The following is a 26,401-nucleotide window of genomic DNA, read 5'->3' as shown; positions in this document are numbered from 1 at the left end:
TCGTACATCGATTACCGCTTTTATTTATTATTAGTGTGCTTATTTCTTATTTAAATAACGGACTTTTCGGTTACCCTCCATAAGCACTTGCACTTTTTCTTTCATGTTACTTTTGTTAATGCCCGATCTTCCTGTGGTACGCGTAATCTTAACAGCCCCAGGTGCAACATTGGAAATAAAATGGCGGAAAAATAAGCTCCAAGTAACAATGGAATAACAAATAACTCAATCAGCACAATAAGATAATTTGGATGCTTCATATACTTATATGGACCCTTTTTTATAAGGGAGACTCTTGGCAGGACAATGATTTTTGTATTCCAAAACCTCCCAAGTGTATAAATACACCAAATCCTTCCCATTTGCGTGGCGATAAATATTATAAATAGAAAATAATTTAATTGTCTTGGTGCAGGATTCGCACTTACTTCTGCAATAATGGACAAGAAAAATAGTACATGCAGTACGATAAACCATTTATAATGTTTCTTGCCCCGTTCAATACCGCCACGTGCCTTCATCCATTTTTCATTTCGCTTTGCAATATAAAGCTCAACCAGCCGCTGACAGATGATTACACCAATTAAAACACTCATCCATATTGTCATTCATTCCACTCCAATAATAATAGTTCCGAACTAAAGCCAGGTCCCAGGGCTGACAAAATGCTTTGCTCTTTCCCCTGAAACACCTCTTTCATCCATTCATACAAAACATAAAAAACAGTACCTGATGACATATTCCCGTGATCACGCAATACATTGTATGAATGTATTAACTTTTCAGTCGGGATATGTAGTGTTTCCTCCATTGCCTGCAACACTTTTTTTCCGCCTGGATGAGCTATGAATGAGTGAATCTTTTGTTCTTCCAGGCCGGCTCCACTAAGAAATGACTCAATATGATCCTTCCAAAGCGTTTTTACAAGGTTGGGAATGCTCTTTGAGAAAATGACTTCCATGCCATTATTGGTAATATCCCATCCCATGATGGATAAGCTATCCTTTTTAGTGAACGTACCTTTACGGGTGATTCGTGGTAATATTTTTGTCCGATTGGAGCAATATTTTGACTGCTCACCACATAAAAATACAGCCCCAACTCCGTCACTAAATAAGGCAGTACCAACCAAATTACTCTTCTTATGATCATCCTTTTGAAAAGTGAGACTGCATAATTCTGCACCTATAACAAGCACTGTTTTTTTGGGATGGGCGGTCAGGAAATCAGCTGCACGGGATAACCCGATCGCACCGCCTGCACAACCCAGCCCCCATAATGGCATTCGCTCCACATCCTCACGAAATGGTCGTTCATTCAACAGGTGAGCATCCAGCGATGGTGTCGCAATACCTGTACTGGAGACAAAAATGATCATATCAATGGCCTGATAGGGAATATCCTGTTTAGCAAATTGCCGGTTTGTCAAACAATGATCAATGGCCCGTAATGCATGACGAGTAGCGAGCGTTTGATATAATTTATTTTTTTCCTGAAATGAGTGCTGATGAAGAAACCAATCTTTTGGAACGACAAATTGCCGTTTCGCGATTGCTGCATGATCAAATACAGGAAGTAACCTTTCCAGTTGTTTTTCCGTATAGGGGAATAGTCCGCCAACGAGTTCTTTAATTTCCTGTTGGTTCATCTCATAATCGGGAACGCCAACACCTGCCGAACAAATATATGTCATCCAATCACCTTTTATCCTCTATCAACTTAATACCAAAATACGACCAAATGTATCAATTTTGTAACATAAAGGTCTTATTTATAGGTTGTGTTGTTTTAATGAAATTATGACAAATTCCTTGAATAAGGTCTCTTTTTCTTCCAGCTACGTGTCAGTTTTGTGACTTTTGACTTATTTGTGATGTTTGTCACAGAAAGTAATCCACCTTTTCGTGAAAATAATGGTAACGGTTCACTATGAAGCTACAAGGAGGGATTAGCAATGACAAATCAGCTACAGCAAAAAAAGGTTGAGAAACTCAAAACCGACGAAAACAGCTCTTTAAAAGGTACCTTTACATCCGTAATGCTGTTGGGTGCATTCATTATTGTGTCCTGGATTGGCGTTTGGATAGTATTTCAGTCCCGTTAGAAGGAAGGTTACATGTCGAGAAAGGAGTCGATAAATACCATGGATATGCACAAATATGAAAAAATCTGGCTTTTATTCGGAACAGCAACATTACTCATTTTTCTTATTACCATTGGCATTAGTGCATTTTATTTGGGTAATCAACCCCCAAGCTATGCTGTTACCATTGATCCGGAAAAAGTTGATGAAAAAGCGCCATTTAATAAACCTGGACTGAAGCAAATTGGTGACAATGAATACGAGCTTACCATTGTTGCCTCTGCATTTAATTATGACGTCGGCAATAATGAAAAGCTGGTACAAATCCCCAAAGGATCGACAGTTCATTTTAATGTCACTACGAAAGACGTTGTCCACGGATTTGAATTAGTCGGCACAAACGTAAACATGATGCTCGAACCGGGATATATCAGCACTTACACCAATACGTTTGATAAACCCGGAAAATACACACTGCTCTGTAACGAATATTGCGGTACGGGACACCATTATATGACCGCAACAATTGAGGTGATGGAATAATGATCAAATCAATCAGAAGTATTACAGCACCTGATGCCAGATTAACGATGGCCCATATGTTTGTCGCTTTTTCAGCGTTATTGATTGGCGCTACAGCAGGATTGCTTCAAACTCTGGTTCGATCGGGAAAAGTAACATTACCAGCTGGAATTGACTATTATCAGATTCTAACATTACATGGAGTCATATTAGGACTTGTACTGACAACTTTCTTTATTATAGGTTTTGTAATTGCAACGCAAAGCAAGACAGCGGGCGCATATAGCTTGAATGAGCGAAAATTGGCCTGGATTGGTTTCTTTATGATGGTCATCGGAGTTTGCTGTACGGCAACAGTTATTTTATTAAATGAAGCTTCGGTACTTTATACGTTTTATGCTCCATTGCAGGCGCATCCCGCTTTTTACATTGGCCTTGTATTGGTTATTATCGGAAGCTGGATTGAGGGATTTATAATCTTTCATCGTCATGCACGATGGCGAAAAGAAAATCGTGGTAAACGGACACCACTATTAAGTTACATGGGTGTCGTGACGATGTTGTTATGGCAGATCGCAACACTTGGGGTTGCGGCAGCCGCGTTAATTCAATTTATCCCATGGTCACTAGGGTTTACAGATACGATTGACGTACTGGTAAGCCGGACATTGTTCTGGTATTTCGGCCATCCGCTTGTTTATTTTTGGCTATTGCCCGCTTACATGTGCTGGTATGCCATTATCCCAAAAATTATTGGCGGGAAAATATTCTCGGACTCGTTAGCGCGTTTGACCTTTATCCTGCTATTATTATTCTCGATTCCGGTTGGTTTTCACCATCAGTTGACCGAACCTGGTATCGATCCGTTTTGGAAATACTTGCAAGTGGTTCTGACATTTATGGTGGTAATTCCTTCGTTGATGACTGCGTTCTCAGTTTTTGCTTCCTTTGAAATGCGCGGACGGGAATTAGGGGCAAAAGGCCTGTTTGGGTGGCTTAAAAAAATGCCATGGAAAGACGTTCGTTTCTTGGCACCATTCATTGGTATGGTTTGGTTCATTCCTGCAGGGACAGGTGGAATTATTAACGCATCCAATCAGATGAATCAAGTCATCCATAATACCATTTGGGTAACCGGACATTTTCATTTGACAGCAGCAACATCGGTTATTTTAACATTTTTCGGGATTGCTTATTGGCTCATCCCTTCGATTACTGGCCGAAAATTAACCGCCAAAATGAATAAACTGGGGATTATCCAAACCATATTTTGGTCAGTCGGTATGGCAATTATGTCCGGGGCCATGCACTGGGAAGGTTTACTCGGGGGACCACGCCGATCAGCATATTCCGAATATGCAGGTAATGCGGATACAGCAGGATTTGGCGCATATCAAATTGCCCAAGCCATTGGTGGATCCATCTTATTTATCGGGATGATTATTATGTTGGTTATTTTTATCAATCTGGCATTCTTTGCACCGAAAGGAAAAGAAGAATTTCCGGTCGCGACTGTTGCCGATGCCGCAAGTCCAACTCCGAAGATTTTGGAAAACTGGAAGTTATGGATCGGCGTAACGTGCGCATTGATTCTTTTTGCATACACGATTCCATTCATCGATATTATTCAGAACGCACCACCAGGATCGCCCGGGTATAAGTTCTGGTAAAAAAAGAGATATCACTTGGTTTCCTATATCGGGATCCGGGTACAGGTGATATCATTCATTCCACATTTACGTATTTCCTGGATCAAAATAACAATTTAGTTGAGCAATTTCCGATGGGACAAGGTTTTGACCAGGATCGCGTTTACAAACGAATTATATATACGATTAGTTGAATAAGGATTTGGTACTAAAAGAGAGGAAATCAGCACCCTCTCTTTTATTTTTGGTCTGTTTCTCTCTAGCGGCTCGCAAAGTATTGGTAATAATCTGTACGGATAAACCCATTAAATAGTTTGCGCTTTTTTGTTGCCTTTTTACCGTAATGTTTTTCAAAATCCTCAAAAGCAGTCAGTATATAGACGCTCCAGCTTGGATGACTGTTCATAACCATGCCAAGATCCTTGTATATTCGGGCGATGGAATCCTTATCTCCGATTCGCTGCCCATACGGCGGGTTACCAACAAGATAACCGTCTTTTTTTCGGATAAAAAGATCTTTCACTTGCATTTGTTTCCATGAAATTAAGTCACCCAATCCAGCTTCTGTTGCATTATCTTTGCTGATTTTCACCATGTTATGATCAATATCAGAACCGGTAATATCCAGCTTTTGATCATAATTTGCCAGATCTTCTGCTTCTTCAAATGCTCGAACCCAATCATTCTGGTTAATAAATCCCCACTGCTCACAAGCAAATTCACGGTTGAAACCTGGAGCGATATTTTGGCCGATTAATGCGGCTTCGATTGGTATAGTACCTGAGCCGCAAAATGGGTCAATAAATGGCTTGTCAGGATACCAATTCGTTAATTTGACAAGAGCTGCGGCCATGGTTTCCTTTAAAGGAGCCTCGCCCTGTCCTACCCGGTATCCACGCTTATGCAAGCCTGTTCCGGACGTATCGATGGTTAGCGTTGCGGTATCTTTGTGGATGGCGATCTCAATTTTGTATGGTGCACCGGTTTCTGGCATGTTGGTTGCAAGTCCGTATTTCAATTTGAGCCGTTCAGCAATAGCTTTTTTGACGATGGCTTGACAATCTGGAACACTATGCAATACAGATTTAAAAGATTTGCCAGCTACCGGGAATTTTCCATCCTCCGTGATAAAATCTTCCCACGGCAATGCCTTTGTCTTTTCAAACAACTCATCAAATGTTGTTGCCGCAAACTCCCCCACAAGCAGTCGTACCCGATCCGCTGTGCGCAACCATAAATTACACCGTGGGATGGCGGAAACAGGTGCTTTAAATTGTACTTTCCCGTTTTCAACTGCTACCTCATAGCCAAGTTTTTTTACTTCACTTGCAACAACAGACTCCAGTCCCATTGCTGCGGTAGCGATTAAATTTACTTGTTGTTGCATTCTTTTACGTCCTCGTTTCCTTTATGTAGATACCATTAAGTTTACCAAAACTATCAAAGAAATGAAAAAGATAGTCCTATGATAAAATAAAAAAACCTTACCTAAAGCAATTACGCAATAGAAAGGTTTGATTTCCTTGACCATTGAATACGTCATAAGCCATGTTCTGTTCCCTTGTACTCAAACGGTGGTCAGCCTCGTACATTGGGCGTAATCATCTATCTGCAAGCCAAAGACTTGTCCCTTTTTCGGTTCATTTCCCTAATCAAGGATGCCCCTACCATTATTTGGGTTGCTCACTCGTGGGGTTTACCTCGTTCCATTCCAAGTGTTTCCACTCAGACTACGTCACTGTGGCACTTTCAAGGATCGCATTCCATATCTGATTGACTTAGGAATTTCCCCTGCCGTTAACCGTAATGGTTACCTTGACTTATGATTTCGTCAAGCACGAACACTACAAACATCGCAGTTTGTGTGAGCATGGACTTTCCTCTGCATGTGTTATGCAGCGATTACGTCAGTATTCAATATCAATTATTAGGATTATACCATATTTATTGTTTGATTGCACTGGTAAAAAAAGACATCTCGAAAAATCAAATTACCATATCTTTTTTGACATTTTACCCTTCCGACTCTACATATTTTTTACCAAACACTGCCTTTTCCAAATTCGACACACGCTTGAGAATATCGTAGTTAACTTGATGGTTCGGTGTTTGCGTCCGCGTTTTCGGTTGATCTGTTTGCTGTTGTAATCGCTCATTTTCTTGTTCAAGCCGTTCGATTTCTTGTTGAAAGGCATCATAATCTTGTATAATTGTGTCGAGGAATTCATCTACCTCCTCTTGATTATAGCCGCGCATCGCTGTCTTAAAGTTTTTTTCAAGAATCTCTTTCCCAGTAAGTTGAATACGATTTGAGTTCATTTCATCACCCCATATTTTGGACAAAATACACACTTATATTTTTTCAAATAAACACGCAAATGTCAATTTTTATTGTGCAAAAGCGAAAAGCGACCAGAATTAACAGCCGATAAACTGCGTCTGTAAACACATGAGGCTCGATGTTGCCGCGCCAGGCATTGTATTGCACAACCTCCCTGCTTGCCAATGTTGGCTTATCACAGTAAGAATCCTGAAGTTTTCCTGATAACGGCAGAATAGAGCGAAATATTTTTAAAAAACAACCTTTTGCACTGGTTTTATGCGTTATTATTCCGCGTTGGTCATATCTTCAGGTTGAAATGAGAACGGTAATAAGTCTTTAACCGTAATGGTTTTTGTTTCATTGTGTAAATTAGCCAACGAAATAAGCATTGACTGGTCGAAAAACTCGCTCATCACTTGGCGACAGGAACCACATGGAGGCACAGGTCTTGGCGTATCGGCTACTACAGCCATTTCCTTAAACTCTCTTTCCCCATCAGCAATGGCTTTAAAAATCGCAACTCGCTCCGCACAACATGTCACAGGGTATGCTGCGTTTTCGATGTTACAACCGGTATATATTTTCCCTGATTTGGTTAATAGTGCCGCTCCAACCGGGAAATTTGAATAAGGAACATAGGCTTTATCCCTTATTGCTTTTGCCTTGTCAACCAATTTTATTCCTTCCATTGCACACGCAGCCCCTTTCAAAGTTGAATGTTATTATACGTAACAATTCACCGATTGTAAAGCTTATAGAGGATGTTCAAAAAGTCCGGTAAAAATGACGTGCCCCTGCAAAAGGGGTATGCCGACGCCTGAGCGCAAGCCCGTTTTTAGTCGGCCTTCCTTTGAAGAAGTTCGTTGGCTTGCTTTTCCGCTCCTCATGTACCTTTTATGTACACTCCGGTGCTCAAAGCTACGCCGCCTAGAACTTCTCGGTCGTTTTTATCCTCCTTTTTGAACACGCACTTATACAGTGTTATTTTCCGCATTCAACTTACAGATCCCGCAATACTTGATCAAAAATATAATGAACGGATTTGTTCAACTCCATATATCGTTTTCGTTTTACATCAACAAAAAAACTGTGCATTAATAATAATTCCATGTTTTCCCTTGTTGATGTTATCTGGTGTGGATGAATGTTAAGGGTTCGGTTCTTTACTGCTTGGAGGGCTGTTTGTTCCCATGTTGCAAGCATCCCATAAATTGGCTCAGTTGTTTCTTTAACAAATAGAAAAAAAGCTTTATCACGCTTATCTTCGGGTGGCTGACTTTTTTCATATCGTTTCTTAAGTTGATCCAAATGTTCTTTCAGTAGTTCTGTTTGCTGTTTCAAATCTGTCAAAGTAATCCCTGCTCCTCAATATTTCATCTTTCTCTCACCTTTACTTTATCATTGATACGGATCAATTTCACGAAATTTACAATTGCCATAAGTAGAGCTGGCAGAATTGTAGGTACGCTGAACTAAGAAATATTCTGTCAAGATATTTTTGCGGGGACCAGTCCGTAAAATGGTTACCGTCCGGGATTCACTAAATCAATATTGGTTTGGATTTTTTCAATCATCGTATGCTGGAAGTGATACATATATGAGATATTTTCGTCCACTCTCATCGTCAACTTTTGTTCGATCAACCTTATTTGATCGGAAAGGTGCTGCAAAGAATGATTAAAATCAGCTGTTTTCATTCCATCATTTTGATAATAAAGATTTCGGGCAGTACTGGTCATGTCCTTCACTCCTTGTTTAGTTATGGTATTAACTTAATTCGCGAAAGAAGGGAAATGACCTTCCTGTTCGACAAAACTAGAAGAAATGAGCTAAAAATAGTTGCGGAACTGATTTTTTTTATCAAATTAGACATGCTAAGGAATGGCGGAGGTAGCAGGTTAAGAGGCAGTACCTCTTGCGCCGGAGGCGGATATAACAAGGAGGCATGATGATGAAAAAAGAACAGCGGAAACAAGCCGCAGATAAACAAAAAAAGGAACAACGTGGGTATGGTAATAAGAAACTGGATGGACCAAATCGACCATCCACGTAACAAAATCGGCTTTATGCCGATTTTGTTCCCCTACTCCTTTTTCCTAATCGTAAAGAAGGGCAGCCCTCTGCTTCCATCTATTCCCCCCTTATTTCCCACAAGACATACGAATAGTATAAGGATTTTCTGCTTAAACCACCCATGTCCTGTGGGCAACGCAGAAGTCCGTGCCTCCTGTACAAGCAATGATGTATTTTATTTGAAGAATATCCGTTAATCATGTTCTTTTCTGTACTTTATTGTATAATAAAGGTGATCTCGCATCACTTGTTTGCATGAATCATAACGAGAGATACAACCCTTGTTTTAGAATTGATGCAACGGCCAATAATGTATTAATAGTTATCAAGCCCTATACTTTTTTGATATGATACCTATGTGCAAGGGGGGATATGATGCATTATCCGAATGGGAGAAAATACAGTACCCCAAATCAACAGATTGGTACAAACAAAAAAGAAAGTTTTGGTAATCGGGGAATGACACTCGAAGAAGATATAAACGTCACGAATTCATATTATTTGCAGTCCAATAAAGCAGTTATTCATAAAAAGCCAACGCCAGTTCAAATTGTTGATGTACATTATCCCAAAAGAAGTGCAGCGGTTATAACAGAAGGATATTTCAAACAGGCATCAACTACTGATTATAATGGCTTATATCGCGGAAAATATGTCGATTTTGAAGCAAAGGAAACAAAGCATAAAACACGGTTTCCACTAGCGAATATTCACGATCATCAAATCAAACATATGCAATCGATTGTCGAGCATGGCGGAATTTGTTTTTTGATTATCCGATTTGCCATTTTGAATGAAACTTATTATTTACAAGCGGAAAAGCTTTTTTCATTCTGGAACACCAAATGTAATGGTGGGCGACAATCGATTCCCTATGAAGCCGTCAAAGAAGATGGGTATTATATCCCTTTTCATTTGCAAAAACGGGTGGACTATTTGCAGATAATCGACAGGCTTTATTTTTAGAGATGGAGGAATAAGTAATGGCAGATAATGGCCAATCTCGTATAGCTAGAAGAAAGCAAAAAAAGACAAAAAAGAAACCATTGTGGAAACGAATATTTCTCATCGTCGGTATTATTGTTTTGGCCATGGTCATTGGCATTGGAGGCACATTCACATACTTTATTGCTACAGCACCCAAACTGGATGCAGCAAAACTGCAGGATGCCTTCTCCTCAAAAATTTATGATAAAAATGGAGACTTATTTGCTGATATGGGGTCGGAAAAACGGACCAGGGTTAGTTATGACGATCTTCCGCAAGTATTAATAGATGCTGTTACAGCCACAGAGGACGCCCGTTTTTTCAAGCATCACGGAATTGATCTAAAACGGGTTGGCGGTGCAGTGGTTGGCAACATTACAAATGGCTTTGGTTCACAGGGAGCCAGTACGCTTACACAACAATTGGCGGAAAAATCTTTTTTATCTCATGAGAAAAAAATCGGTTTAAAAGTACAGGAAATGTGGCTTGCCTTAAAGATAGAGCGGAAATATTCCAAGGAAGAAATATTGGAAATGTATTTGAACAAAGTATATTACGGCAGTGGTGCTTATGGGGTTGCAAAAGCCTCGCAAATTTATTTTGGAAAAACTGATTTGAAAGATTTGACATTGCCTGAAGCGGCCATTTTAGCCGGGCTGCCACAACGACCTACTGCATATAACCCAAAACAGCACCCGGACTTAACAAAGGATCGGATGAAAACAGTACTACACTTGATGGTCAAGCACGGAAAAATAACGAAAGAACAGGCTGACAAGGCGCTAGACACAGATATAAAGTCCCTATTAACCGATAAGGTGCCAGAATCCAAAACACCTTATGAAGCATTTTTACAAAAAGTGCGCAAAGAAGTGAAAGATAAACTGAATGCTGATATTTATACCGATGGGCTTAAGATTTACACAACACTCGATCCGGATATTCAGGAACATGTTGAATTGCTGCTATCGGATGACGATAACAATCCGATTAATTATCCGGAAAAAGTGGAAGATCCAAATACCCATGAAATGGTTGATCTACAAGCCGGAGCGGTAGTATTGGATACACAAAACGGGGCCATTCGTGCCATCGGTGGCGGCCGGGGACTTGAAAACGATGGGTTTAACTACGCGCTTCAAATCAACCGTCAAGGTGGTTCAACGATGAAACCAGTTTTGGCATACGGCCCAGCGATTGAAAATGAAAACTGGTCAACCTATCACCAGATCAATGATGACAAGCCATACCAATATCCCGGTACAGATAAAAAAGCTGGTAACTGGAATGGTCAATATCAAGGCTGGATTACGATGCGTAAGGCGTTGGCGGAGTCCTTAAATGTTCCCGCCCTGAAAACAGCCGAGGAAATCGGTAATACGAAAGCACAAAAATTCGGCGAAGATTTAGGGCTCGATTTTGGTGATAACAATATGACCGTTGGAGATGCCATTGGCGGTGGATCATTTACAACCAACCCACTTGAAATTGCAACCGCCTTTCGTGCCTTTGCCAATGAAGGTGTATCAAGCGACTCTTATTCGGTTACAAAAGTGGAATATCCAAATGGACGGACTGTTAAGCTTAAACCGAAACAAAAACCAGTCATATCCGATTATACTGCATACATGATTACAGATATGTTAAAAACCGTCATGTCCAGTGGTACAGGTGAAATGGCTAATATTCCCGGGCTTCCTGTTGCCGGTAAAACCGGAACTACTAACAAAACAGATGTGGAAGGCAGTCCAGATTCCTGGTTTACGGGTTATTCAACCAATTATACGATATCCATATGGACTGGTTATGATAACGATAATATTGGTATTTCTGATACAAAGGTTCCACTTGCAATATTTAAGGATACAATGTCCTATATCTCGAAAAACATCGATACAAAAGACTTTAAGCAGCCAAACTCCGTGGTCGAGATGGGTGTGGAAAATGGATCAAACCCTGCACGATTACCAAGCAGCAATACACCGGATTCGCAAGTCATTACCGAATTATTTGTTAAAGGAAACGAACCATCAAAGCAATCCGTGAAATTTGATAAGCTTGATCCAGTCAGTAACTTAGCCGCAAACTACGGTAATGATGGCAAGAAGATCAAGATTAATTGGGACTATAATGGGGACAAGGATGTTTCCTACCGAGTAAGTGCCAGTGTCGATGGTGGGGATATGAAAGAATTATCTACAACAAAAGATAAATCAATGGAGATCTCCAAGGTTGATCCAGGCAGCGAATATAAAATCCAAGTTGTCGCTGTTAGTGGTGATGAAACAAGTGATGCGAAAACAACCACGGTAAAAGTGCCTGGCGGTGATGATAATGATGATGACGAAGATAAGAATGAAGATATGAAGCCAGTTAGCGGATTAAACGCATCGTATAATAATGGCACCATTGATGTGTCATGGAAGTATGACGGGCCTGCTGCTGCATTTGAGGTAAATGTCACATCTGATAATGGAGCATCACAGCAGCAAACAGTCAACTCAAATGGAATCAAGATTGACAATGCCAAGGAAGGATCAACATACACTATCGCGGTAACACCGATTGGAAAAAATGGCGACACAGAGGGTGAACGAGGAGATACCCAGCGTACAACTGTTACCATTCCTGGCGAAGAAAATGACTCACCTGCTGATGAAGACAATCAAGCAGATGATAATACGGATCAACAGAGTGATGACCAGGAAGAACAAGGACAAACTGAGGAACAAGATCAGCCTCAAGACGATGAAGATAATAATGATCATCAAGATGAGAACGACCAAAATCAAGATGAGGAACAAGACCAGGATCAAAGCGATGGAGATAACCAGACAGACGAATAGAGACAATAAAAAGAAGAGGCAGCTCAAGCATGAGTTGCCTCTTCTTTTATTTGTTTTTCATCCGTTTCTGCCCTTCTCTGCAAATATCCAACAATGGACATTCGGGGCAATTGGGGTTTTTGGCACGGCAATGGTAACGGCCGAAAAATATCATTCGGTGATGGGTTTGGCTCCATTCCTCTTTTGGAACCTTTCGCATTAAAGTATGTTCTACTTCCAACACAGAATCTTTCCAACGGCAAATCGCCAATCGTTTCGCTACTCGTTCCACATGTGTGTCAACAGCAATGGCTGGCTCATTAAAGGCAACTGATGCCACCACATTCGCAGTTTTTCTCCCTACCCCGGCCAGCTTCATCAGTTCTTCCCTTGTTCTTGGAACCTCACCATTATAGTCATCAATTAACATTTGACAAAGTTTGCGAATGTTTTTTGCCTTGTTACGATAAAGTCCGATCGAGCGAATATCCTGTTGTAATTCCTCTAATGAAACGGCTAAATAATCCTCAGGTTCCTTATATTTTTGAAATAATTCCTTTGTTACTTTATTCACCAATGTATCGGTACATTGTGCGGAAAGTAACACGGCAATAACCAGTTCAAACGGATTATCATGGTTTAATTCACATTTTGCCTCAGGGAACATCTCACGCATGACATCCAGACAATACTGTACCTGTTTTTTGGATAGCAAGTTACTCTTCCCCCTCTAACCAGTTATAATAAAAGGATGTATCCCGTTTTGTTGCTGTTTTTGTTTGGCTATGGATTTGTTTGTCATGAAATGATTGCGTAGCTTCCCTCGCCTGTTCAACGGTGTGAATCCCCTTCTTTTTCCACTCTCGCAAAATACGGTCAATATATTTAAAGTTTAGTTTCCCCATTAAAACAGCTTCTCTTAATGCTGCTTTAATTAATGATATGCTAAGCCTGTCCTCATCCAGCCAAACATTCACTGTTTCAATTTCAAAAGGGGAAAGCGGACGACCAAATTCCTGTTCAAACAAAATAAATATCGTACCCTCTTCAGGCTCTTTTTCGGATTTTGTTGTTGAGAATATTTTTTCCCAAAGTGGATCCAACGAATAAATTTCACTCCAAATTCCCTGCTCGTCTTTCGTTTGTTCAATCGACAAAAAACCTTTTTGAATCAGTTTTCGCAACATGGCAGAGCATTCTTGTTCACTTATTGTTAAAAATGATGTTAACTCTGCAGGTGTTGGAAAGTCATTCTCATCAAAAATGAAACGGTAAATTTGTAAAAGGAGCATTACCTCTGTTTCGTTAAGCCCTAGCGACTTGTAATTGGTTAACAGTCTAGTCGGAATTTGCAGCTGGTTCAGTAAAATTTGTTGAATTTGAATCGATCTCTCCATTATCATGCACCCCATACATAGTATAGCAAAGCAAACCTATTGTGCCCATTTTAAAAATCCCCTGTATGAACAAGGGATTTTTAAAACAACGTCGCAGCGGTCAATATATTTGCGTCTTTCTTTATGGATAGAGCCTATTTAGCAGACGTGGGAATGGGATGGTTTCACGTACATGATCAACTCCGGCAAGCCATGCCACTGTTCGTTCCAGTCCAAGCCCAAAGCCCGAATGTGGCACACTACCATATTTACGTAGCTCCAAATACCATTCATACGCGTCACCGGTCAAGTTATGTTCTTTATAACGCTGCTCCATTAATGCCAAATCATCGATACGCTGCGACCCGCCGATGATTTCACCATAACCTTCAGGTGCAATCAAATCGGCGCATAATACAACCTCTTCCCGATTTGGATCTGGTTTCATATAGAAGGCTTTAATATCTTTTGGATAATTGGTAATGAATACTGGCTTATTAAAGCTTTCGGCAATTGCTGTTTCATGCGGGGCTCCGAAATCCTCCCCCCATTCGATATCATCAAAGCCTTTTTCTTTTAGCAGTTCAACAGCTTTATCATATGAGATCCTTGGAAATGGTGCCTTGATCGCTTCCAGTTTCGAAGTATCGCGTTCAAGTGTCGCTAACTCCAGTTTGCAATTGGTTAGCACCGATTGCACAACAAAACTTACATACTGTTCCTGAATCTCTAAGCTTTCTTCATGGTCAACAAAGGCCATTTCCGGTTCAATCATCCAGAATTCAATTAAATGCCTTCTTGTTTTTGATTTTTCTGCCCGGAAAGTCGGTCCAAATGAAAACACTTTTCCAAATGCCATGGCTGCGGCTTCCATATAGAGCTGTCCACTTTGGGAAAGATATGCTTCCTCATCAAAATATTTTGTATGGAACAGTTCGGTTGTCCCTTCAGCTGATGAACCAGTTAAAATTGGCGGATCGATTTTAACATAGCCATTTTCATTAAAAAACTGATACGTCGCACGAATGATTTCATTTCGGATTTTCATTACTGCATGCTGTCGTTTGGAACGCAACCACAGGTGTCGGTGATCCATTAAAAACTCCGTCCCGTGTTCTTTTGGTGTAATCGGGTAATCCATTGCCTCATGGATCACTTCAATCTGCTCGACCTGCATTTCATAACCGAACGGCGAACGTTTATCTTCAACAATTTTCCCAGTAATATACATCGATGTTTCTTGTGTCATTGTTTTAGCTAACTGAAATACTTCTTCCGTTACATCATTTTTTACGACGACACCTTGAATAAAACCTGTGCCATCACGAAGCTGTAAAAAAGCGATTTTTCCGCTTGAGCGCTTATTGGCAAGCCATGCACCAATGGTAACAGTTTGCCCTTCATGTTCTGGTACTTCTGCGATTGTTGTTTTCAAAAAATTACCTCCTATGGCGATGAACAAAACGATTGATTCTTGTCATTGCATCTGTTAATAATTCAAGTGAAGTTGCATAAGATAAACGCACATTTTCATCGGCACCAAATCCGGATCCCGGGACGAGAGCGACTTTTTCTTCTTCCAATAATGCAGTTACCCACTCGTCCGTTGTTGCAAAGCCATTCCTTGCAACAGCATCTTTTACATTTGGAAATAAATAAAAGGCTCCCTTTGGCTTATTACAAGTAATGCCCGGTATCTCAGTTAATAAACGGTAACAGGTATTAAGTCGTTCCTGAAATATTTTTCTCATTTCTTTAGTTGTCGAATCATTGCCTGTATACGCTGCAAGCGCTGCATATTGAGCAATTGACGTTGGATTAGATGTTGAGTGGGAAGCAAGATTTGTCATTGCTTTAATGATTTGTTCATCCCCGGCCGCATAGCCAATGCGCCATCCGGTCATGGCATGTGATTTGGACACGCCATTGATGATAATCGTTTGCTGTTTCAATGCATCCGACAACTGCGCGATGGAAACATGTTCATTCCTTGTATAAATCAATTTCTCGTAAATTTCATCGGAAACAATTAGTATGTCATGTTTTAGACAAATTTCACCAATTGCTTTCAATTCATCTTTATTGTAAACCGTTCCCGTTGGATTGCTAGGTGAGTTAATGACGATGGCCTTTGTTTTTTCGGTTAATGCTGCCTTCAGTTGATCAGGAGTTATTTTAAAATCATTACTCTCCTTCGCCTCAACAATCACCGGTTTACCAGCGGCCAATTTAATCTGTTCCGGATAGCTTACCCAATACGGAGCCGGGACAATTACTTCATCATCCGGGTTTAATAATACTTGAAATAACGTATAAAGCGCATGTTTCGCCCCGGTTGTCACGATAATTTGCTGCGATTGATAAGTTAGTTTATTGTCCTTGGCAAATTTATTAATGATGGCATCCTTAAGCGCTGCTGTTCCGCCTGAAGGAGTATATTTGGTAAAACCTTCACGCATTGCTTTTTCAGCCGCATCAAGAATATATTCTGGTGTATTAAAATCCGGTTCACCGGCTCCTAAGCCAATGACATCGTGCCCTTGGGCTTTTAATGCTTTTGCTTTTGCCGTAATCGCCAATGTTGATGATGGTGTTATTGTTTTTACCCGGTTTGCTAAGTCCATGTTGTCACCTTCCTCTAATTAAACATACTTTTTAAGCGAATCTGTTCAAATCGATCTCCATCGTAAATCGATAAATAATCCATTATATAGTTGTCTGAACCCTGCCAATATGTGACTTCCCACAATGGCTTTTCATCAATCATTGCCGGGGTAACTTTAACTAATTTACATTGATCGCATTGCTTCTGCCACTGGTTAATGATGTCCTGTTTCTCTTTTGTCTTTTTCGCATCAATGACAACCGTTTTTGCACCTTTTTTTTCCGGAACAAACACGTATTGCTCCTTTTGATCCTTGGCCTTACCCAAAACGATCGTATAGCCCTGATCAGCTTGAAAACGGGTAATGTCCTCAATTTCAGTTATGTTCGTATTCTTCAGCACATAAGCTTGTGTTTCCGCAAATCCGTCTGTTTTATCCTGCAAAATCGTATGATACAAATAGGTGAAATAGATCAAACTAATAAGAATAACAAGACATACAATAATAACAACCCACTTTAGCCAGGTCGGTACACCAGCATGTGAATAAGGCTTAACTTTCGTATATCTTGTTATCATCTAAAGCAAGCCTTCCTTTAATAATAATTGGTCGACAATTTATTACCAGTTCTTTTGAATCCTTTGCTGTTATCCTGATCCCCTGCAATCGCGTTCCCTCCAAAGCTTCTACAGGATGTGGTGACTTCTGCATTACCTACAGGACGTGGGTGACTTTAGCAGAAGATCCCCTTATCCTGAAGCGTGATTTTTACCGGACTTTTTGAACATCCTCTATTATCAATATTTGCTACACATAGTAACGTAAAACAAGCTAAAAATAATGGTACGGTTGAAGATAAATATCAAGGATTTCCTTATTCAGTATAACAAGCTTGTGTTTGTTTGTATTTATTTCAACAAAAATTTCCCTTGCCCATACCTTTTATCTTTGCTGATGCATGTGCCCTTGCATCAGCATTTTTTTAGTGAAAAAGCCATGCCCAGCTTTTGGTCGTTATCTTATATTAAAACCACTCATTCGCTTTTTCAATTAAGTTTATGGTCGAATCAAATGTAATTGGTACATCCGGGATGGAATCAGTAAAATATTTACCGTATCTGGCTTTGATTAAACGAGCATCACAAACAAAAACAATCCCTCGATCATTTGCCGAGCGGATGAGACGGCCAAACCCTTGTTTAAATCGAATCACAGCATTTGGTAAAGAAAGTTCCATAAATGCATTCTTGCCATCATTTTTTAAACGGTCAGATTTCGCCTGAACAATTGGATGATCCGGTGGCTCAAATGGAAGTCGGACAATAACAAGGCATGATAAATCCTCACCAGGAATGTCAACACCTTCCCAAAATGAGCTGGTACCAAGCAAAATGGTTCGATCATAATGAACAAAGTTTTTCTTTAATCTTGATCTGCTTCCACTGGATATACCCTGCGCAATTAACATGAATGTTGATAAATCCATGGTTTCTTTTAATACATTGTATGATTTTCTAAGCATGTCATAGGACGTAAACAGGACAAGCATCCTGCCCTGGGTAATTTCTGCCAGTGACAGGATCGACTCACATACGGAATAAATATAATCCTCGCTATTTCCCATCCGTACATCAGGAAAATCATTCGGAACCATTAGTTGTACCTGATCTCCATAAGCAAACGGAGACTGAATTTTTTTAGTGATTAACCGCTCGTCTGTTAATCCCAACCGATTTTGGATAAATGAAAAAGATTGCTTCATCGTCAATGTCGCACTTGTTAACACAACACTTTGTTTCCGGTCAAAAAAATCCTTGGCCAGCGACCCGGCGATCGCAACCGGCTCACTATACAAATAAACAGCATTCTTCGCTCCATTTGCATCGATTTCGATCCATTTGACATCCTGACTGTCATCTTCAAGTAAAAACAATTGTTCAAGCTGATCAATCAAATGCTGAATGGTTTCCATCACAGATTGGATCGCCTCTTTATCGTTTTTATCCAGTCCTTCCCGGGATTCAATCATTTGCTCCAATTGTGCCAATATATGAATTAAGTCACGGAAATAAAAGGTCAATCTGGTTGTCATTTCTTTTACTACTTTCCAATGTCCAGCTTGTTCTTTTCCGTTTTCAAAGCGGTATTGGATCCTCCCAATATCACTGTATGATTTTTGTTTTCGCTGCTGATCCAGAACATATTGAAACAAAAAGCGAAATAAATCATCCACCTCATACTTTGTCTGCTGAAAAATGGTATTCCAGTTCAGCAAAAATGATTCATTTGGATCGACAGGGTATTGAGCCAGCAATCCTCCGAGCCAATTATTCTCTTCAGTTGAACCAATCTGATTTAAACGATAATGAATACTAGCATAATCAAGCTTTAGACCATAATGTTTGGAAGCCGTTTCTTCAAAGTGATGTGCTTCATCAATGATCGCTTTATCGTAACTCGGAAGAAATTGATAATCGTTAAATATATCGGTACATAACAACGAATGATTGGTAATGATCAGGTTCGCCTTTTGCGCCTGTCTTCTTGCATGCTGATAAAAAGATTTTTGGAACCATGGTGAAGCAGGGTCAGCATAACCTTCTGCATCTACACAAACACGCTTAAAAAATAAATACCCACTTGAAGGCAATTGAATCTCGTCTATGTCTCCAGAATTGGTTTCCGTCAGCCAAACAAGGATCATTGCTTTGGTTAGGGTGACATCATAATTATCCGTTTGTTCCAAAGACATCTCATGCGCGAATTTTTCAAGGCTTATGTAGTGTCTTTTTCCCTTTAGGAGTGCTACCTTAAAAGGAAAAGGAACCAGTTGCTGAATTAGCGGGATCTCTTCATCGAGCAACTGTGACTGTAATTGTGTTGTATAGGTACTTATGACAATACGTTGTTTCTGATTCACTGCTTCATAAACAGCAGGGAGCAGATATGCCAACGATTTCCCTGTTCCTGTCTCCGCCTCCATTAGTGCGTGCTTGTGTGATTGAAAAGCATCAAAAATAGCCTCAGACATTTCCCGTTGTTCAGCTCTTTTTTCATAATGCTCCATTTGCAATGGGAGTGTACCGTTTTCTTCGTATATTGCGTCCAGATACTCCCCAAAAGAAACATTGACTTTGGTTTGTTCACTTTTTTTGTCGGAAAACTTCTTGAATGCCAATCCTTGAAAAATCATTATATCATCGTCAATTTCAGTTGAAAATGCTAACTTTTTATGCTGTTTATACAATAACGGATAAATATCCGATTTTAGCGTTTTTTCTAATTTCAACAACCCATCGATGGTTTCATAAGGTAATGATTCAAGTTTTTGCTTCAGTTTCAAAAATAATTTTGCCGTCACATATGCATCAGATAAAGCCCGATGTGGATCATCATGATAAATGTTCAGATAATGACTGATTTGACCTAATTTAAAGCTTGGTGCTTGTGGATACAAGATACGCGCAAGCTCCACCGTATCAAGTACTGGATTGGTTAACCTTGGTTTGTTTTGTGCAGCCAATTCTTCATTCAAGAAGCCTAAATCAAACGGTACATTATGTGCTATCAAGTAACCATCTGCAAACATATTGGCTATCTCATCCGCTTTATCTTTAAATATCGGTGCTTCTGCAACATCATCATCCGATATTCCCGTTAAGTTTGTTATAAATGTCGGAATTTTGCGTTCCGGATTGAAAAAGGTCGAAAAAGTATTTGTGATTTCATTGTTTTCAATCGTGACAATTCCGACTTCAATGATTTTATCATTCTGTATCGGTGTATGACCAGTTGTTTCCAGATCGATAACGACGTATTTATCCATTTATTTCACCTTCTCAGATACGAAAAGAAAACTAAAAAAGTCTTCTCCAATCTTATCTCGCTAACCTCTTTTCAATAATAGCAGGATTTTTCATACCGTCAACTATTGAATTTGCTCAGTTACGTAAAGAGGTTTTCCACTATCCAAACCAATCTATTTCTGCTGAATACAGTTTTTTTATTTTTTCATTGGAGGTTTTTGTTAATAGTGCACCATCTTCAGCAATGCCCATAAATGTTGCATCATAGCATTCCTTCATTGTTTTGATCCGAATTGCCTGGCCTATTTTAAAACCATAACTCTCCCATTTATGTTTTACATCTGGAAACCCATTGTCCATGTATTCGCTATATGCAAGTTCAAATGTTTGCAGGATCGTTTGGATAAGCTGTCTAATATTCCAGTGTTGATGGCTTTCCAAAAACAGCGAGGTTGCTCTATCCTGTATTTCTGTGGGCAAATCTTCTTCAGATTGGTTCACATTCATACCGATCCCGATCACAATGTATTGTATTTTATCCTGTTCCGCTTGCATTTCAGTAAGGATACCGGCAGTCTTTTTCCCATTTAACAACAGATCATTCGGCCATTTGATCTTTGGAGTCATTTGATAATTTGTTAGAACATCCGCGATAACGGTAGCCGTCAATAAGGTAAGTTGTGGTGCCAGATACGGTAAAATAGCAGGGCGCAAAATAATACTCATCCAAATTCCCTTTTGTTTTGCCGAGTGCCATGTATGATCCGCTCTGCCTTTCCCGCTTGTCTGTTCATCGGCAACAACAATAGTACCATGATCCGCCCCTTCCCTTGCCAACTGGTGGGCAATATGCTGTGTCGACGCGGTTACTTCCTTATGTACCACTTTTTTTCCCAACCAAAATGTATCAAGTCCCCACTGAATTGTGTTTTCACTCAACTTATCAGGAAAGGTTAGAATTCGATAGCCTTTTTTGGACTTGCCCTCAATTTGGTACCCGTCTTTTTCTAATTCCTTCATATGTTTCCAAATCGCTGCTCTGGAGATCGATAATTTTTCTGATAATAATTGACCGGAAATATAACTGTCCTTGTTTTCAGCTAGCAACTTGATTAATTTGTTTCGGGTGGATTCCATATTATCCACTCCTTCAATTCATTTTTATTATTTTTTAATGTACCGTACACTACTTTACGCTCTAAAATGGATAAATAACGCTTGATCCAGGAACCCTTTTGTCTATTTGGAAACAACTGGATAATATCATTGCCGTTTACTGCCAATTCTTTTAATGAGGTAATTGGAAGAGATTTTCTTTTGCGCTCCAGATCGTCTATAGATATTGCAAATGGATTTTTAAGGTTTTTCCCCAACCGGACAAATCCGGAAAAATAGTTCCTATCCAATCGATATACCAGCCATTGGTCAAGTCCAAGTGATTGATAATGGAGCCAGGCATTCACCAATTGGACTGCTTCCTGTTTTTGCTTGTTCGAACACTTCCAATGTTTCACCCAGGTATCAATCGTTATGGCTGGTTTCACAATATGAAATAACGCAATCACTTCAGCAAACGAATGTAACGGGCGAATGGATGGAGGAAGTAAGGAAAGAATCCCCGGGTATTTCTCCATGACAGGAAGCTGTCGATAAATTCCCGTGCTTCGTAAACAATCAATCCCTTGTTGAATAAATTTTCCAGCAAACATTTTTGCTATTTCAGTGGTAATTCGCTCAACAGCAAGTCCCTTTATTTGTTGTTGAAACTTAATCATGTTTGCTTGCGTTACAGGCTCTATCGAAAACCCCAATTGACTAACAAATCTTACTGCCCGAATCATTCGTAACGGATCTTCCTGAAACCGTTCTGCCGCTTTCCCAACCGTACAAATTCGCTTATATTTCAGATCTTGTTTTCCATTAAATGGATCTATAATATTTCCGTCAATATCCATTGCTAATGCATTCATGGTGAAATCTCGGCGTTGTAGATCCTGCTCAATCGTCTGAATAAATTCAACCTGATCCGGGTGGCGGTTATCACTATACGTTCCTTCCAAACGAAAGGTGGTCACTTCATACGATTCATGCTGGTGGCGAACAATTACGGTTCCATGCTCAATACCAACTGGAATAACCTTTTCAAAAATCTGTTGTACCTCAACGGGTTTGGCTGATGTGGCAATATCGACATCGCCAATTGCTCTGTCAAGCAACATATCCCGAACACAGCCACCAACAAAATATGCCTGGTGTCCGTGTTCTGCTAACCGTTTGAGTATTGGTTTGGCTTCTTTAAATGGGCTTGTCTGCATACTGATCACCATTTTCATTTGCCAGGATACGATCATATAACCTGGTGTATTCGTCAACGATTTTACGCGAATGAAATACCGTCCGCGCACGGTTGAGTGCTTTTACAGAAAAATCCTGTAACATGGATTCATCCTGCAATAGCGAAATCGCGTATACTGCAGCTTGTTCCAAATCCCCTGGTTCAACAATATAACCTGTTTCACCATGTGTAATTACTTCCGGTATGCCGCCAACGTTCGTACCAATGGCAGGTACCTCGCATGACATTGCCTCTAATAAAACCAGGCCAAAGCTTTCTTTTTCCGATAATAGCAGCTTTAAATCAGAGATCGACAACAGTTCACTAACGTTTTTTTGTTTGCCAAGAAACAAAACCTGATCCTGCAGATGTAATTGATCAACCAATTGTCGACAATCGGAGTACTCAGGCCCATCACCAACCAGCAATAATTTTGATTTCACGTGCTTTTGAATTATATGGAATGTACGAATCACATCTGGAACTCGTTTGACTTTACGGAAATTGGAGATGTGTATTAACACTTTTTCATCAGGTTCAATCCCGTATTGTTGTCTAACATTCATTGATTTTCGTTTATGGTATTCCTGTTCATTAACGAAATTATAAATAACCGAAATGTCCTTATGCACACCCAGCATATCAATCGTCTGTCTGACCAAACTATGGGAGACCGCAGTTACCGCATCAGATCCTTCAATTCCATGCTTGATCATATTCTTGAATGTGCGATCGATTCCCAAAACGGTAATATCAGTCCCGTGTAATGTTGTCACGATTTTCACATCACGATTTGCGATTTGTTTCGCCAGCAGTGCACAAATGGCGTGTGGCATCGCGTAGTGCACATGTAATATATCCAATTTTTCCTGATCGATGACTTCGGCCATTTTGCTGGCAAGTGCCAGATCATATGGTGGATATTGAAATACCGGATAGTGATTAAGTTCAACTTCGTGATAGTAAATTCTGGGATGAACGTGATCAAGGCGAAACGGTAAACTTGATGTAATAAAATGAATCTCGTTTCCTGCTTCAGCGAGCAACATGCCTAGTTCCGTTGCAATGATCCCCGAACCCCCTACTGTTGGATAACAAGTAATGCCTATCTTTTTCATGATTTTGGTTCCTTCTTCTGTCGGACAATCTCCCGCCAGTGAAAATCACCGCGTTCCAGGGCAAAGATCGTAATTTCCGCCGCGGCGATATTGGTTGCTAACGGAATTAAATGCACGTCACACAAACGCATTAGCGCGCTAACATCAGGTTCATGCGGTTGCGCAGTGAGCGGGTCACGGAAAAATATCACCACATCCATGTCATTACTGGCGATCATTGCCCCGATTTGCTGATCCCCGCCAAGAGGACCGGATTGGAACCGGTGGACAGACATGCCGGTTGCTTCACTGATCAATTTACCTGTTGTCCCTGTCGCATACAGGGTATGTTTACATAGGATATTTTGATAGGCAATACTAAAACGGATCATATCTTGTTTCTTTTTGTCATGGGCAATTAAAGCAATATTCATATTGGTCACCTACTCTAAAATGTTTTCCAATCCATAAACCAATTCATTTAGGTTCGTGACCTGATGAATGGAATAACGAACACCATCCATGAAAGATGCTCGGTTAAACGAATCATGTTTAATGGTCAGTGACTGCCCTGATCCACCGAATATCACCTCTTGATGGGCGATGAGCCCAGGTAAACGGACACTATGGATATGCATCCCGTCCTTCGTTGCCCCACGTGCTCCTGTCATCGTTTCCGTTTCGTCCGGATGACCTTGTTGTTTTTCCTGTCTTGTTTCAGAAATCAGTTGTGCTGTTTTGATCGCGGATCCAGATGGCGCATCCAGCTTCTGATCATGATGCTTTTCGATAATTTCTACATCTGGAAAGTGTTTTGCCGCCATTTTCGCGAATTGCATCATTAAAACGGCACCGATAGCAAAATTGGGGGCGATCAGACAGCCGGTATTCACCTCTCTGGAAATTTGTGATAAAATGTCAATTTGTTCATCGGTAAGACCAGATGTGCCGATAACAGGACGTACAAGATGATTCAAAGCCTGTTTAGCATGTTCAAATGCTGCGTTTGGTACTGTTAAATCAACAAATACATCTGCCTCAACCTGATCAAAACACATACCTGCCTGCTCAAAAATAGGTGTCGTCAAATCTGGCATTCCCTCGACATCCTTCACCTGTTTTCCACCATTTATCCGGTCAATACAAGCAACTAACTCAAATGCTTCCTCCTGTAGCACCATTTGAACGGCTTCCGATCCCATTCTTCCTCTTGGCCCTGCAATAACTACTTTTATACTCATCAATTCCCCTCCTGTGTCATTTAGTTCTCTTTTTTAGTCCAGCGATCCTTATCTCTGGTTTCGATTTTACTGATCGACCGTTCAAATGCTTCGGACAAGTCAATCCCCAGTGAATTTGCAAAACACGTCAACACAAATATAACATCACCAAGTTCTTCTTCCATTGTTTTTTCTTGTTCCGTGGTTTTTTTCGGCTTTTCTCCATAGTAATGGTTTACTTCCCGCGCCATCTCGCCAACTTCCTCAGTAAGACGCGCCAGCAACCCTAATGGCGAGAAATAGCCTTCTTTAAATTGCGATATGTAGGAATCCACTCGTTTTTGAATTTCCTTTGTGGTAAAAACAGTTTCCGAAGACATGTATATTGCCGCACTCCTTTAATATAGATTCATCTCTATTTATGTTAGCTAAAAGGTGCGGATTTGACAAATTATTTATTTCGTACACTGAAGTTTGTTCAAGAGGCAGAATTTAACTATAATAAAAAAGTATGGGATCGTTTTTTGTTAGAAGGCTATAGATGGGAGGTTTTTCGATGATTTTCGGGCTAAGATTGAAAAATATCTTGTTAATTTTGGTTGGTTCGGCAATTTACGCATTTGGCATTGTCCATTTTAATATGCAAAACAACCTGAGTGAAGGCGGGTTTACCGGAGTAACATTACTTTTTTATTTTTTGTGGAATTGGGACCCGGCTATCATGAACCTAGTATTGAATGTCCCTGTATTTCTTATCGGGTGGAGGTTTCTTGGCAGGAACACATTTTTATATACAATTATTGGAACTGTAGCAGTTTCACTATTCCTAAGCATATTTCAGATTCATCCTTTTGCTGTTCACCTTCAAAATGATATGACATTAGCAGCCCTTTTTGCCGGTGTTTTCGTTGGGATTGGGCTTGGGATTATTTTTCGCTATGGTGGTACAACTGGCGGGTCCGATATCATTGCACGAATTGTCTATAAATACGCCGGCTGGAGCATGGGAAAGACGCTGTTTCTGATTGACTTCATGGTGATTGCCACTTCCGTCATTGTGTTTCTTAACCTTGTCGAAGGAATGTATACACTTGTGGCTGTTTATATTGGTTCCCGGGTAATTGATTTCATTCAGGAAGGAGCTTATGCTGCAAGAGGAGCGACAATTATTTCTAGTTATAGCGGAGAAATTGCACAAAAAATTAATAATGAAATGGATCGTGGTGTAACTGTTTTAGCTGGAAAAGGGAGTTTTACCGGGGAAAAACGTGATGTACTTTATTGTGTGGTCGGCCGTAATGAAATAGTCCGGTTAAAAGGGATTATTGAAAATATTGATCCCCATGCGTTTGTAGCTATGGGCTCAGTACATGATGTTGTTGGAGAGGGTTTTACCTTGGATGAAAATAAAAAACCGATTCATGACTAAAGAACAAATGCGAAAGCTCATCCTGATTACAAAGTTATCCACAGCATTAATTTTTTATAATTTTCTAAGC

The 26,401-nt window shown here is 40.1% G+C and carries 25 protein-coding genes and 1 other RNA gene; 6 read left to right on the top strand and 20 right to left on the bottom strand.

What is annotated here, in order from left to right:
- Positions 1–101 precede the first annotated feature (101 nt).
- A complete protein-coding gene (locus O2S85_RS09465) occupies positions 102–608 on the bottom strand; it encodes an isoprenylcysteine carboxyl methyltransferase family protein (protein WP_269412397.1) in 507 nt (168 codons plus the stop codon).
- Positions 605–1,693 carry a type III polyketide synthase gene (locus O2S85_RS09460; RefSeq protein WP_269412396.1) on the bottom strand — a complete coding sequence of 363 codons (1,089 nt, stop codon included), beginning with the start codon at positions 1,691–1,693 and terminating at the stop codon, positions 605–607. Before O2S85_RS09460 ends, O2S85_RS09465 begins: the two co-directional genes overlap by 4 nt.
- A gap of 261 nt (positions 1,694–1,954) precedes the next feature.
- Here O2S85_RS09460 and O2S85_RS09455 point away from each other — a divergent pair, with 261 nt between their 5' ends.
- From O2S85_RS09455 to O2S85_RS09445, 3 genes are read left to right on the top strand one after another with little or no spacing between them, the layout of a single operon-like run.
- The gene (locus O2S85_RS09455; RefSeq protein ID WP_269412395.1) at positions 1,955–2,104 is read left to right on the top strand and encodes a cytochrome c oxidase subunit 2A; all 150 of its coding nucleotides are present in this window, start codon (positions 1,955–1,957) and stop codon (positions 2,102–2,104) included.
- 39 nt (positions 2,105–2,143) lie between these two features.
- Positions 2,144–2,626, top strand: coding sequence for a cytochrome c oxidase subunit II (locus tag O2S85_RS09450; RefSeq protein WP_269412537.1), 483 nt, complete (start codon positions 2,144–2,146; stop codon positions 2,624–2,626).
- Positions 2,626–4,275, top strand: a complete 1,650-nt coding sequence (locus O2S85_RS09445; protein WP_269412394.1) for a b(o/a)3-type cytochrome-c oxidase subunit 1 — start codon at positions 2,626–2,628, stop codon at positions 4,273–4,275. Before O2S85_RS09450 ends, O2S85_RS09445 begins: the two co-directional genes overlap by 1 nt.
- A gap of 238 nt (positions 4,276–4,513) precedes the next feature.
- Here the strand turns inward: O2S85_RS09445 and O2S85_RS09440 are convergent, their stop codons facing one another.
- The 6 genes from O2S85_RS09440 to O2S85_RS09415 all read right to left on the bottom strand — a co-directional run bounded on the left by O2S85_RS09440 (position 4,514) and on the right by O2S85_RS09415 (position 8,316).
- On the bottom strand, positions 4,514–5,641 hold the full coding sequence (locus O2S85_RS09440; RefSeq protein ID WP_269412393.1) for a THUMP domain-containing class I SAM-dependent RNA methyltransferase: 1,128 nt from the start codon (positions 5,639–5,641) through the stop codon (positions 4,514–4,516).
- 150 nt (positions 5,642–5,791) lie between these two features.
- Positions 5,792–6,168: RNase P RNA component class B (rnpB, locus tag O2S85_RS09435), an RNA gene on the bottom strand.
- A 99-nt stretch (positions 6,169–6,267) separates the two neighbouring features.
- Positions 6,268–6,573: a cell division regulator GpsB gene (gpsB, locus tag O2S85_RS09430; protein ID WP_269412392.1), complete on the bottom strand. Its 306-nt coding sequence runs from the start codon at positions 6,571–6,573 to the stop codon at positions 6,268–6,270.
- A 288-nt stretch (positions 6,574–6,861) separates the two neighbouring features.
- Positions 6,862–7,266, bottom strand: a complete 405-nt coding sequence (locus O2S85_RS09425; RefSeq protein WP_269412391.1) for a cytidine deaminase — start codon at positions 7,264–7,266, stop codon at positions 6,862–6,864.
- A gap of 310 nt (positions 7,267–7,576) precedes the next feature.
- On the bottom strand, positions 7,577–7,927 hold the full coding sequence (locus O2S85_RS09420) for a DUF1798 family protein (protein WP_269412390.1): 351 nt from the start codon (positions 7,925–7,927) through the stop codon (positions 7,577–7,579).
- 173 nt (positions 7,928–8,100) lie between these two features.
- Positions 8,101–8,316 (bottom strand): hypothetical protein, encoded by a 216-nt coding sequence (locus O2S85_RS09415; protein WP_269412389.1) that lies wholly within the window; start codon positions 8,314–8,316, stop codon positions 8,101–8,103.
- Between the two features lie 709 nt (positions 8,317–9,025).
- Between O2S85_RS09415 and recU the strand changes: the two genes are divergently transcribed.
- Entirely contained in the window at positions 9,026–9,616 is a 591-nt protein-coding gene (gene recU, locus O2S85_RS09410) for a Holliday junction resolvase RecU (protein ID WP_269412536.1), read from the top strand.
- A gap of 17 nt (positions 9,617–9,633) precedes the next feature.
- Positions 9,634–12,483 (top strand): PBP1A family penicillin-binding protein, encoded by a 2,850-nt coding sequence (locus O2S85_RS09405; RefSeq protein ID WP_269412388.1) that lies wholly within the window; start codon positions 9,634–9,636, stop codon positions 12,481–12,483.
- 46 nt (positions 12,484–12,529) lie between these two features.
- Here the strand turns inward: O2S85_RS09405 and nth are convergent, their stop codons facing one another.
- The 12 genes from nth to O2S85_RS09345 all read right to left on the bottom strand — a co-directional run bounded on the left by nth (position 12,530) and on the right by O2S85_RS09345 (position 25,282).
- Complete coding sequence (gene nth / locus O2S85_RS09400; protein ID WP_269412387.1) at positions 12,530–13,177, bottom strand: endonuclease III; 648 nt, start codon at positions 13,175–13,177, stop codon at positions 12,530–12,532.
- Between the two features lies 1 nt (position 13,178).
- The gene (locus O2S85_RS09395) at positions 13,179–13,859 is read right to left on the bottom strand and encodes a DnaD domain-containing protein (RefSeq protein WP_269412386.1); all 681 of its coding nucleotides are present in this window, start codon (positions 13,857–13,859) and stop codon (positions 13,179–13,181) included.
- 121 nt (positions 13,860–13,980) lie between these two features.
- Positions 13,981–15,273 (bottom strand): asparagine--tRNA ligase, encoded by a 1,293-nt coding sequence (asnS, locus tag O2S85_RS09390; RefSeq protein ID WP_269412385.1) that lies wholly within the window; start codon positions 15,271–15,273, stop codon positions 13,981–13,983.
- Positions 15,274–15,277: 4 nt separating this feature from the next.
- On the bottom strand, positions 15,278–16,462 hold the full coding sequence (locus tag O2S85_RS09385) for a pyridoxal phosphate-dependent aminotransferase (protein WP_269412384.1): 1,185 nt from the start codon (positions 16,460–16,462) through the stop codon (positions 15,278–15,280).
- 14 nt (positions 16,463–16,476) lie between these two features.
- Positions 16,477–17,022: a cell wall elongation regulator TseB-like domain-containing protein gene (locus O2S85_RS09380; RefSeq protein ID WP_269412383.1), complete on the bottom strand. Its 546-nt coding sequence runs from the start codon at positions 17,020–17,022 to the stop codon at positions 16,477–16,479.
- Positions 17,023–17,468: 446 nt separating this feature from the next.
- Positions 17,469–20,270, bottom strand: coding sequence for an ATP-dependent DNA helicase DinG (dinG, locus tag O2S85_RS09375; protein WP_269412382.1), 2,802 nt, complete (start codon positions 20,268–20,270; stop codon positions 17,469–17,471).
- A gap of 139 nt (positions 20,271–20,409) precedes the next feature.
- Positions 20,410–21,387 carry a biotin--[acetyl-CoA-carboxylase] ligase gene (locus tag O2S85_RS09370; RefSeq protein ID WP_269412381.1) on the bottom strand — a complete coding sequence of 326 codons (978 nt, stop codon included), beginning with the start codon at positions 21,385–21,387 and terminating at the stop codon, positions 20,410–20,412.
- A complete protein-coding gene (locus tag O2S85_RS09365) occupies positions 21,363–22,622 on the bottom strand; it encodes a CCA tRNA nucleotidyltransferase (RefSeq protein WP_269412380.1) in 1,260 nt (419 codons plus the stop codon). Before O2S85_RS09365 ends, O2S85_RS09370 begins: the two co-directional genes overlap by 25 nt.
- Entirely contained in the window at positions 22,546–23,703 is a 1,158-nt protein-coding gene (gene bshA / locus O2S85_RS09360) for an N-acetyl-alpha-D-glucosaminyl L-malate synthase BshA (RefSeq protein WP_269412379.1), read from the bottom strand. Before bshA ends, O2S85_RS09365 begins: the two co-directional genes overlap by 77 nt.
- A complete protein-coding gene (gene mgsA / locus O2S85_RS09355; RefSeq protein WP_269412378.1) occupies positions 23,700–24,116 on the bottom strand; it encodes a methylglyoxal synthase in 417 nt (138 codons plus the stop codon). Before mgsA ends, bshA begins: the two co-directional genes overlap by 4 nt.
- 9 nt (positions 24,117–24,125) lie before the next feature.
- Complete coding sequence (gene dapB / locus O2S85_RS09350; protein ID WP_269412377.1) at positions 24,126–24,923, bottom strand: 4-hydroxy-tetrahydrodipicolinate reductase; 798 nt, start codon at positions 24,921–24,923, stop codon at positions 24,126–24,128.
- Positions 24,924–24,943: 20 nt separating this feature from the next.
- On the bottom strand, positions 24,944–25,282 hold the full coding sequence (locus tag O2S85_RS09345) for a nucleotide pyrophosphohydrolase (protein ID WP_269412376.1): 339 nt from the start codon (positions 25,280–25,282) through the stop codon (positions 24,944–24,946).
- Positions 25,283–25,458: 176 nt separating this feature from the next.
- Between O2S85_RS09345 and O2S85_RS09340 the strand changes: the two genes are divergently transcribed.
- Positions 25,459–26,331 (top strand): YitT family protein, encoded by an 873-nt coding sequence (locus O2S85_RS09340; protein WP_269412375.1) that lies wholly within the window; start codon positions 25,459–25,461, stop codon positions 26,329–26,331.
- Positions 26,332–26,401 lie beyond the last annotated feature (70 nt).

This window comes from Lentibacillus daqui, assembly GCF_027186265.1.
Taxonomy (GTDB): Bacteria; Bacillota; Bacilli; order Bacillales; family Amphibacillaceae; genus Lentibacillus_C; species Lentibacillus_C daqui.
This window is presented reverse-complemented; position numbering and strand designations above follow the sequence as displayed.